This is a genomic window from Xenorhabdus bovienii (assembly GCF_024721015.1).
GTDB classification, from domain to species: Bacteria; Pseudomonadota; Gammaproteobacteria; order Enterobacterales; family Enterobacteriaceae; genus Xenorhabdus; species Xenorhabdus bovienii.
In genome coordinates, this window is sequence record NZ_JANAIF010000021.1 from 22,285 (window position 1) to 34,284 (window position 12,000).

At 43.0% G+C, this 12,000-nt stretch carries 2 protein-coding genes; both read left to right on the forward strand.

Features of this window, described 5'->3' with window-relative positions:
* Positions 1-180: 180 nt before the first annotated feature.
* Positions 181-10,440 (forward strand): type I polyketide synthase, encoded by a 10,260-nt coding sequence (locus tag NXS07_RS07810; RefSeq protein WP_258086493.1) that lies wholly within the window; start codon positions 181-183, stop codon positions 10,438-10,440.
* A 162-nt stretch (positions 10,441-10,602) separates the two neighbouring features.
* Positions 10,603-11,988, forward strand: a complete 1,386-nt coding sequence (locus tag NXS07_RS07815; protein WP_258086494.1) for an MATE family efflux transporter — start codon at positions 10,603-10,605, stop codon at positions 11,986-11,988.
* Positions 11,989-12,000 lie beyond the last annotated feature (12 nt).

Sequence of the window (12,000 nt, forward strand, 5' to 3'; positions counted from 1 at the left end):
TAAGAGAACAGCGCGGATACTGAGAGATTTATGTACCGTTCTGTAAGAGGCTATGGGGAAGGTTCCCATGGCCTACTCACCATAAACTTCACTGTAAAATACAAGGCACTTGGTAATTACGCTATAGGGATTATTAATTTTAATATTTCGCTACCTACTGACTATAATTAAAGGTTAAATATGGGAAATAATTTTACTGGGCTTGAGGTTGCCATAATTGGAATGGCAGGTCAGTTTCCTGGTGCTGACAATATTCGTGACTATTGGGAAATGCTCCGAGATGGAAAAGAGGGTGTTAGCAGATTCACAAATGAAATACTAAAAAGCAATGGCGTATCAGAAGAATATTATTTAAACAAAAATTACATTCCAGCTAAAGGCGTCATTAATAAGCCATTTCATTTCGCCGCAGATTATTTCGGTATAAATCATTCGGACGCCAAGAAAACGGATCCACAAATCCGTTTAATGATAGAGAGCTGCTGGCAAGCGCTAAAACACGCAAATATTGATACTGAGACTTACCCCGGACAAATTGGCGTGTATGCCGGAGCAAGTAGTCAGTGGTCATGGTTTAAAGCATTAAACACGGAATTTAATTCTTCCGCAGAGCAGTTTCACGTTGCAACGCTAAATGATCTTTCTTTTTGTACTCGGATTTCCTATCTGCTTAATTTACGCGGGCCGTCTATAACGATCCAAACGGCGTGTTCTACCTCTTTAGTTGCGGTACATACAGCATGCCAGGCACTTCAAGCGGGTGAATGCGATGTTGCATTAGCCGGTGGTGTCAGCATAACCCATCCCCATCAAAGTGGTTATTTGTACCAAGAGGGGATGATTAATAGCCCGGATGGTAAAACAAGAGTATTCGATGCAAATGCATGTGGCACCGTCTTCAGCAATGGTGTGGGTGTTGTCGTGCTTAAAAGGCTGAGTGATGCCATTGAAGATAACGACAAAATTTACGCCGTTATTAAAGGCAGTGCTGTCAACAACGATGGTAGTGATAAAATAAGCTTTACTGCACCAAGCGTTTTAGGACAACAAAATGTTATTCGATCCGCACTCGATTTTGCTGAGGTTACGCCTGATCAAATAAGCTATATAGAAGCACATGGCACGGGAACTTTACTGGGCGATCCCATTGAAATTTCCGCGCTTAACGCGGTTTTCAAAAATAGCCAATCTTGTGCTATCGGCTCTGTAAAATCGAATGTGGGTCACTGTGATGCAGCGGCAGGGATTTTATCACTGATAAAATCAGCGCTTTGCGTTTACTTTAAAACCTTGGTGCCTTCGATTCATTTTGAAAAGGCGAATCCAAAATTAGAACTGGAAAACACGCCATTTTATGTCAACACAGAGACTAAACCTTGGCACAGCAGTGATAACGAACTGATATGCGCCGGTGTCAGTGCATTTGGCGTCGGAGGAACTAATGCGCACGTTGTTTTGCAAGAGTTTCCAATGCGCACTGAAACGGTTTCGGTCGAAGACTTAGAATACGAAGAACTCCCCAATAGAATTGAATTTAAACCTGCAATAGCCGCTGAAACCACGGACGTTTTACATGCAGAAGTAGAAAGTGACAGTGTGTTTGTTGATGATGAAATTGATATTGAAGGTTTACCACAGCATTTATTAAAGATTTTTCAGGAATATTTCTCCAATCAAAAGATCTCACAAAATGATAACTTTTTCGACATTGGCGCAAGTTCTTTAGATATTGTCCAACTACACGAAAAAATTAATAACACTTATTCGGTAAATTTATCTATCAGCGATTTTTATCGTTACACCAATTGCCAGAAGATGACTGAAAAGTTACTCGGCATGATCGGTAATAAATCTCAAGGGCAGCCAAAAAAATCGAAAGTAACTAAAAAGCGCAAGGTACTGAATAACAAAAACAGAACTTATCAAGATTATCCAGAGCATGCCATCGCGGTAGTCGGTATGAGTGGACGCTTTCCGGGAAGTAAAAATATACAAGAATATTGGAATAACCTGCTACAGGGTAAAGAAGGTATTTCCTTTTTTACTGACGATGAATTGATTGATGCCGGAATCTCTGCTCACACGTTAAAAGCGAAAAACTATATTAAGGCAAAGGGAATTGTTGCAGATTCACTGAGTTTTGATCCGACAGCGTTCGGCTATACTGCACGTGAGTCACAATATATGGACCCTCAGTTTCGCTTGCTCCATGAAGTGACATGGCAAGTGCTGGATGATGCTGGATACGGAAACCCAAAATATCGCCCGGTTACTGGCCTGTTTGCCTCTTCAGGTTCAAATCATGCATGGTTAGATTTACTAAAAGAAGAGATACAAGACACCACAGAGCAATTTGGCGTTGCACTCTTAAATGATCGCGAATTCCTCACCACGAGAATCGCCTATAAGTTAAATCTCACGGGGCCGGCTGTCACGGTACAAAGTGCCTGTTCGAGTTCGGCACTTGCCATCACTCTTGCCTGTCAAAGTTTACAGATCAATCAATGTGATTTAGCCTTGGCTGGCGGTGTTTCTGTCGTGACACCGATAAAAAGTGGTTATACCTATGCTAAGGGCATGGTGAATAGTGCAGACGGCCATTGCCGACCTTTCACCCAAGATGCCAGTGGAACCGTTTTCAGCGATGGTATCGGCATGGTCGCATTAAAAAGGCTGGATGATGCAATTAGAGATAATGATCATATCTATGGCGTCATTGCGGGTTATGGCGTCAATAATGATGGCCATGAAAAAGCTGGATTTACAGCACCTAACGCAGACGGGCAGGCGGCCTGTGTTAAACAATCACTAAAAATGGCAGCAATTCAGGCGAGTGATGTTGAATACCTGGAGGCACACGGTACAGCAACACGGGTTGGCGATGAAGTCGAGCTGGAAGGCATCAAAGACGCCTTAGGTGTCACGGAAATAAATGCCAGAGATTGTTTTATCGGCAGCGTGAAATCCAATATTGGTCATACGAATACGGCATCGGGTGTCGCGAGTTTTATTAAAACACTGCTCGCGTTGAAACATCAAAAGATACCGCCATCGTGTCATGGCACAGAAAACAAACATACGTCTCTCGAAAACACGCGATTCCGTTTAACCGATGTTGCTGCCGATTGGGTAAGTCATGGCCGTGTCAGAACGGCGGGCGTTAGCTCGTTTGGTATAGGTGGAACAAATGTTCACATCACTGTGCAGTCAATTGAAGAGCAACCCGCCAGCAGTCAGTGTCAAGCTGAACTGATTACATTGTCGAGTAAGAGCCGCGAAGGTTTGGTTAAGACCATGGCGAGACTAGGCGACTTCTTAGACGAAGAGCAGCACTCGTATTCTCTGAGTGATATTGCCTACACACTTCAGGTTGGCAGAGGTGACTATGACTACCGGACTTCACTTGTCGCAGAGAATGTCGAAGCACTCAAAGAAGCGCTGCATAGCCTCAAAGATTCGAACACGTTGCCGGAAGCTCTGCCAGATCAAACGTCGGGTATCGTATTCATGTTCCCCGGCCAAGGTTCTCAATATGTCAATATGGCAAAAGATTTATACCAAGAGCTAGAGATCTTTAAGACCCTCCTTGATGAATGTCACGAACGACTAAGCAGTCAATTTAGTATCGATCTCATTGGGTTACTTTATTCTGGGGACAGTGAAGAGGATTCTGAAAAACTCCAGAATACGCAGATTACCCAACCCGTCATTTTCGCTATTTCCTATTCATTAGCCAAGACTCTCGAATTATTGGGGATCGAAGCTAAGGCAATGATTGGCCACAGCATCGGTGAATATGTGGCGGCGACAATGGCCGGCGTCATGACGTTAGATGAGGGGCTTAAGCTTGTCGCTACCCGCGGCATTATCATGCAGGAATGTGAGCCTGGCGTGATGCTAAGTGTTGCTGCGGGCAGAGATGATCTCGAACCGTTTTTGACGGATAAAGTGGCGTTAGCGACGGTGAATTCACCGAACTCCTGTGTTATAGCGGGTTCACAAGCTGATATTGAGAAGGTACAACAGCGTTTAGTTGACAAAAACTTCCGTACTCGCCTTTTGAAGACGTCCCACGCATTCCATACTCCGATGATGAAGCCAGGGGCGGAAAAATTCAAAGCCGCTTTGGCTGAGGTCAATTGGCAGAAACCGACTAAAGCCTATATATCTAACGTAACGGGCCAGTGGATTACGCCAAGTCAGGCTAACTCAGTGGATTACTGGGTTGAACACTTGTGTCAGGCCGTCGAGTTTCACGCAGGCATCATGACTTGTCTGGAAAAGCCGGGGCTCAATGTATTTTTAGAAGTCGGTCCGGGAAGAACGCTGTCAACGTTTGTCAAACAGATTGCGGCAAGCGATGCCAATATCTTGACATTCAATATGATGCGACATCCTTTGGAAGCAGAAAATGATAGAAATTATTTGCTGAAATTGGTTGGTCAACTTTGGATGAGAGGCATTTCCGTTAATTGGCCATTACTCTATCAAAACACCCACCCGAAACGGATCAGCTTACCCGGATATCAATTTGCTGGTGAGAACATGGTGATGGGCGCCTCTGTTTTAGCTGCAAAGGGTAGTGAAAAAGCGTCAGAAACGAAAATCCAGAAGAATCAAATCTCGGAGTGGCTATATACGGAAGCATGGGAAGATATTTCCTTGCCGGATGAAGCGACTCGGTCGGATATCAGAGTCGCGTTGTGTTTTGTGCCCGATATAACGTGGTGTCAACCGCTTTGTAACAGTCTGAAACTAGACGAAAAATCAATAAAATTTGTGTTACCCGCTGATGCTTATACATCTGCTGAGAATGTCATCACGCTTGTTCCGGGAGATAAAAGACATTTCGGCAAACTGATTGATGAATTGAAGCAAGACGCACTGCTGCCTGATTCAGTTATATTTGCCTGGCCTCTGTCTGGACAGCGTGATCTAGAAACATCGTGGTTTTCTGTTATCACGCTCATACAATCCTGGACAACTTCAGGAAGTATGACGGATTTCCGCTTATTGCTGGCAAACACGAAACAACCTGAACATACTATGCTCAATGGGCTTGTTAAGGTCATCACGCAAGAAGTCAGCAAATGCCATCCTCGGTTAGTCCAAATCTCTCCTTTAGAATCCATTGAAAGACAATGTGAAATACTCACTGAAGAGCTGTTAGCGACTGATGAACGTTTTATTGTCAATCGAACGCAAACGGGTCGCTCAACGCTGGCATATCACAAACTGAGAGCTGGTTTATTAAAAGAGAACACGCTGCTCAAAAATGAGGGTGTATATCTGATCACCGGTGGACTGGGTGATTTAGGTTTACTGTTTGCGGAATATCTGATTAAGGAATACGGCGCGAAGGTTATATTATCTGGTCGACGGGTACTTCCGGGTAAACATGAATGGAAGCAATTAGCCTCTATCGATCATCCTGAAGCGGAAATTCTGCAACGCCTTGATGAACTCTCAGAGCTAGGTAAAGGGGAGGTGGCCTACTATTCTTCAAATGTTAGCGATAAGCATGAAATGCAGGTTTTATTAGATGCGATTGAAGAACAGTATGGTTGTTTGCACGGCATTATCTGTGCAGCCGGGGTGACCCGTGGCAACTCTTTCCAAGGGATCAACAAACTAACGCTAGAAGATTGCACTCCTCAGATTGAGACTAAAGTTGAGGCTTATAAGATTTTAGCTGAACTGACAGAAAACAAACCCTTAGATTTTTGTCTACTCTGCTCCTCAATTGCCTCAGTACTCGGAGGATTGAGCTTCTCAGCCTATAGCTCGGTCAGTTCGTTTGCCGACACTTTTGCAAAGCAACAAAATAGTCAGGGCAAGCCTTGGATCAGCGTCAACTGGGACGGGTGGGTGTTCGAACGCAATAACTCAGGAGATCCAATCGGTTCATCTCTTGACCAGCTTTTAATCGAGCCTGATGAAGGTCTGAAAATCCTGGAGTGTGCTTTACAGTCTCCCCTGAGAGGCCAGCTTATTATTTCTACAGGGGATTTAGATAAACGATTTGAGCAATGGGTTGGCGGGCATTTAAAACCGTTCAAACTCAATGAATTTAATCATTCTCAAAGAGCCGTCGTCTCAAAAGCGCAAATAGTCGGTACCATCGTCTCTGTTTGGCAGGACTTTTTAAAGGTCACAAATATTAGCCGTGACGATAACTTCTTTGAGCTAGGTGCAAACTCTCTGGATATGGTTCAGGTCAACAAGCGACTGACAGATGCTCTGGATATGGATTTTTCAGTTGTCGATATGTTTAGCTATCCGACCTCTGAATTGCTTGCTGACTTTATCGTGAACCAGTATGGGATCACCCATGATACTGGCGAGCAGGCAGAACATTCAGACACCTTAAATCAGCACCGCGACCCGTCAGCACAACTTAATCAGTCCAGTACCCCGATTGACAGACAAATTGCTATCGTAGGTTTAGCCGGCACTTTTCCGGGTGCAGAGAACATTCATGAGTTTTGGGAGAATTTGACGTTTGGCAAGGAGTCAGTCACCACTTTCAGTAAGGAAGAATTAAGTGAGGAAGGGATTGATTCAGGCTTGCTGGAAAATCCTAACTATATCCGTGCTAAAGGCGTCTTCCCAAATGCAGGCGAATTTGATGCTGAATTCTTTGGCTATACCCCTTATGAAGCCCGCCAGATGGACCCACAAGTCAGAGCCTTACATACTTGTTGCTGGCAAGCATTGCAGGATGCCAGGATAGCAACGAAAGACAACCGCGCAAAAATTGGACTGTATGCCTCAGCATCGGGGAATTTGCAATGGTTGGCACAAGCGATGGCTACAGCGGAAGGGAGTGCGGGTCAATACAGCGCGATGACCGTCGCGGACAAAGATTATATGTCAACCATCGTGTCATATAAACTGAATCTCACTGGGCCAAGCATGGTGCTTTCAACGGCATGCTCATCCTCGCTGGTGGCGGTCAATGAAGCGGTTAAGTCATTGCGTGCAGGTGAATGCGATATTGCGTTAGCTGGCGGTGTTTCTATCACTTTGCCAATCAAGGCGGGATATGTCTTTGAAGAAGGTATGATTCATTCAAAAGATGGAAAATGTCGCGCCTTTGATATTCAGGCCAGTGGCACGGTATTTGGTGATGGCGTCGGTATCGTAGTCCTGAAACCTTTAAAACAGGCGTTAGCCGACAACGACAACATTTACGCCACGATAATCGGAACGGCGATTAATAACGATGGCGGAATGAAAGTGGGTTATACCGCACCGAGCACCAAGGGGCAGGTCGAAGTCATTCAATCCGCGCTACGTGACGCGAGTGTTATGGCAGAAAGCATTCATTTTGTCGAAGCACATGGTACGGGAACAACGTTAGGTGATCCCATCGAGTTTAACGCCCTGAAACAGGCTTTTTCGACAGACAAAAAGAACTATTGCAGAATCGGCAGTGTGAAGTCGAACATTGGGCACCTTAATTCTGCGGCGGGGATCGCAGGTCTGATTAAAGCCACATTGGCTGTCAAAAACAGAATCTTACCCCCCACGCTACATTATGCCCGGCCTAATAAAGAAATTGATGTCACAAACAGCCCGTTTATCGTCAACAATCAATATACTGAACTTAACGACACGAGAAACCCGATCCGGGCAGGTGTTAGCTCCTTTGGGATTGGCGGCACGAATGTCCACGTTGTGCTTGAAGAAGCCCAAGTCAGCAAAGATAAGTCATTCAATAAAAAGGTCGATAACCGACTGCCCATCGTGCTATCGGCTCCAGATGACAAATCCTTGCAATGTTACAAGCAACAACTAAAAACCTTTGTCGAGAACAACCAACAGCAAATGAGTGTGAGTGATATCGCTTACAGTCTGATGCAAAGAGAGCCTATGGCATCTCAGTTTGTGGCTTCTGCATGTGACTATGACGCATTGATCAAGACGCTATCTTCTGGCGAGAAAGATAACGTTAAGGTGAAACTCGGTACGACGAAAAGAAAAGTCGTATTTTTGTTCCCGGGACAAGGGGCACAATACGTCACGATGGGGCATGAGCTATACCACAGCAATGGGTTGTTCAAGGAATGGTGTGATAAAGGATTTACCCTTGCTGATAAATACTGCTCAATCGATTTGAAATCTCTGTTTCATAGCCGGGATGAAGATCGAAACCTGTACAATACCGAGTTTGCTCAACCATTACTCTTTATTATCGAGTATGCGCTGGCACAGGTACTCAAATCCTACGGTGTTACACCGGACGCAATGATAGGCCATAGCCTGGGTGAATACGTTGCTGCCGCTCTTGCAAAAGTGTTCTCTTTCGAAGACGCCATCAAAATGATCTGTGCGCGTGGCAAACTCATGCAATCTACCGAAGATGCAGTCATGCTTTCTGTCATGTCTTCTTCAGAGAGTGTTAAAGAAATACTGACAGGCAGCCTTGAAATTGCTCTGGATAACAGCAGTGATCTCTGTGTCGTCGCGGGATCTGATAGTGATATATCGAGTTTTGAAAGCGATTGTGAAGCGAAGTCTATCAAGACAAAACGCCTGAGAGTCAATAAAGCCTTCCATACTCGCTATATGGAACCTGTCTTAGGCGATTATGCCGGCATTATCAGAGAAATAGCCTTTAACAAACCGCAAATTGCTTTCATTTCAAACGTGACGGGCAAATGGGCAGAGACAGACAAAGTGGTCGAATATGACTATTGGGTGAACCATATTCGCCAACCTGTTCGTTTCAAAGAATCGATTACTGAAGTGCTAAAAGAAGGCAATTGTTTGTTTATCGAGGTTGGCCCTGGGCATGGACTTTCTACCTTGGCTGAAAACCACTCAGACTATCATGCTAATCATATCTGCATTTCCTGTTTCGATCGCAAAAATGAAGAAATCAACAAACACAGTGAACTGGTACAAAAATTAGGGAAAATGGCTCTGCTCAAAATTGATGTAAACTGGCATGCCGAAATGGCAGATTTGCAACCCCGCTTAGTTCATCTCCCGCCAACCCCCCTACGGGGCACAAAATATCCGACGGATATTAAAAGGTTACAGGCGCTATTCTCAGGTAATAAAAATCTTGGATATCAAGCCGATAAGCCCGAAGAGCCGGTTAGCCAGTCTAAAGCAGGCAGCAATCCACATCCAAAGGCAAAGCGTAGCGTGATTGATGAGTTAAGCGCGATTTGGAAACTTATCCTTGGGGTAGACACCATTAAAGAGGATGATGATTTTATTTCTATCGGCGGCTCCTCACTTTCAGCGGTACAAGTGATTGCTAAGGCAAAATCTGTCAACCTGCCGGTCAACATGAGCATGTTGCTATCAGGGCAAACGCTGGTTCAGATCAGCGCATCGTTACAAAGTGACGATGAAACTACGCATAAGGGCTGGCAGTTCAATGAACATTTTTCACCTGAAATGTACCCTGGCTCTGCCAGTTGCCTCTATTCGGCTGTCCGGGAAAAGCTGAAACATGAACATGGCCTGACCTCTGATGATGCCATCATGCAGGTTGTAGACGGAAGCCCGCTGCTCGGTATCGGGGTACAACAGTTCGAAAATGCCACTAAAATAGTCAGCAAGCCTGTCAACTACGACACTCTGTCAGGTTGGCCTTCGCTACAAGAATGCTATTCCTTCTCTTACGATAAACAGTTTTTCGAAGATTATGAGGCATATCGCCACTATTGCGAAAGTGAGCTGGCACTGGGTCATTTAGTGATTGTGACTGGAAGCGATTATTACTTACCCTTTTCACCATCATATGGCTTGCCGGAATCAGAATACATCAAGAGACCTTTGTTCGAGAATATTGAATTGGGTGACGATGATATTATCCCGCACGCTTTCGTGCTTGTTGGAAAGACACCGTCTGGATATCAGATATACGATGGCAGCTTTCAATATTTTGGTGAAATCACGGAGCAGGAATTTGAGAAAACCGTCATAGGATTTAAAGGACTCGACTTCATGCAGTCACATGAAGTTTATAACAAGTCTCGATCCTTCATGGTGATTACAGTGACCTGTGATGGAAAATTCCATAAAGATAATGATCTAAAAGAGCAGACTTTAAATCGGCTGGTGACTGATTTCCAAACAAAGCAGGCAATAGAAAGTAATGAAAGTCACTTATCTTACTACGTAGGATTAACGGCGTTAGATAAACTCATTGAAAACCCCGGGCTGATAGCAAGTAGCTCGAATTTTGACTTAGCAGAGATCTTCTCTCGTTGGTATCAGCAGATGCTCTTATTGAGAAAATTTTTAAAAATTTCTAAGCCAGAAGTTTCAACTGAATGTGATCATGCATTTTCTATAATCAGCGAAGAGTTGGAAAAATTGGTTGCCTGTTGCAAAAACAGCAGTGACGATAAAACGATAATAGACAGTCTATTATTAGTTAAATCTAATCTCAGCGACATCATTAAAAACCTATCTTAATTAAATCACCCCATGCTAATAACGGTCAGGTATATGACCGTTATTAGCATATTTCAATTCGAGTTAAAACTCCGCAAATATTATTTATGAATAGTTTGTACACCAATACCAAAATTTAAACTGGGTTTGATTGATAACCAAGAGTGTAAAAAGGAATTGTCATTGAAAAATAACAACGAAATGGTAAACAAATCCATCTTTACCGTTTACATGAAATTATCCTTCCCGATCATATTCGGTATGTCAATTCAAGGGCTTTATGGTCTTTTTGATGCGATTTTTATTACTCGTTATATTGGCACATATGCAATGGCAGGATTCTCGATATTCTTTCCCGTCTTACTCATTATCAGCGCAATAGGCGTGATGTTTGGTACAGGTACAGCCGTCCTGGTTTCACGCCATTTAGGTGCCAGTAATAATGGTGATGCTAATCAAGTCGCAATAATCAGCCTGATATCAGGATTAATAATATCTCTATTTTTAACTTTAGTCGGGTTGATAAATTTAGACAGTATTCTTTATGCATTAGGCGCAACCGAAGATATCATTAGTTATGCATATGATTATGCTTATCCTCTGATACTTTGTATGCCAATTTTAATTATTACCATTATAGCGGGTGATCTCCTCAGAGCTGAAGGGAAAACCAAACAAATGTTTGCAATAATGCTGACTGCATCAGTGGCAAACATTGTATTTGACGCATTATTTATCGTTGTACTTAAAATGGGAATAGGAGGCGCTGCAATAGCGACTATCGTTGCAAACCTCATCGCTTTGATATGGGCATTCCTGCTATTTAGATCTCATCACACGGCTATCAATCTTTCATTGATAAACTTTAATTTTAAAATAAGTATAGTCATTTCAGTATTGATCTTGGGTATACCTACATTAATCAGCAATCTCTCTTATGGCGCAATCATATTCTTAGTAAATTCTCTTATTAAAGAAAGTGGCTTAGATAATGCGGGAAGCTTACTCAGTGCATATGGTATTATATTTAGAATACTCAGCTTTTTAATACTTCCATTAATTGCAATGATGGCAGCATTACAGACTTTATCAAGTTATAATTTTGGTGCCGGAAAGTACTTGAGATCTTTAAGTGCTTTGAAAGTTGCTTGCCTAATATCCTGTATATATTCGATTATTTTAACTCTCTCAATGTTTTTATCTTTCGACCTGGTGTTTAAAATTTTTACCGATGATCCTTCCTTGATCAAAGAAACAACAGACATTGCATCATCTATTTTCATTGGACTGGCATTTTTGGGGCTTACCCTAATCTTTATCGGCTTCTTTCAAAGCATCGGTGAAGTGAAATATGCTACATTTATCGTTCTCTCTAAGCTTTTTGTTCAGCTGGCCCTGCTTTGGTTTATATATAAAATGTTTGGTGTTGAAAATATGGCGTTATCTTTCGTTATAACAGATATTTCAGTATTTGTTTTATCCCTTATCTATCTAAGAAATAAAATAAATAAATGGAGGAGAAATACTGATATTTTTCTCGAAAATGAAAACAGAAACGTCGCATTATAATAGTATTGTCAA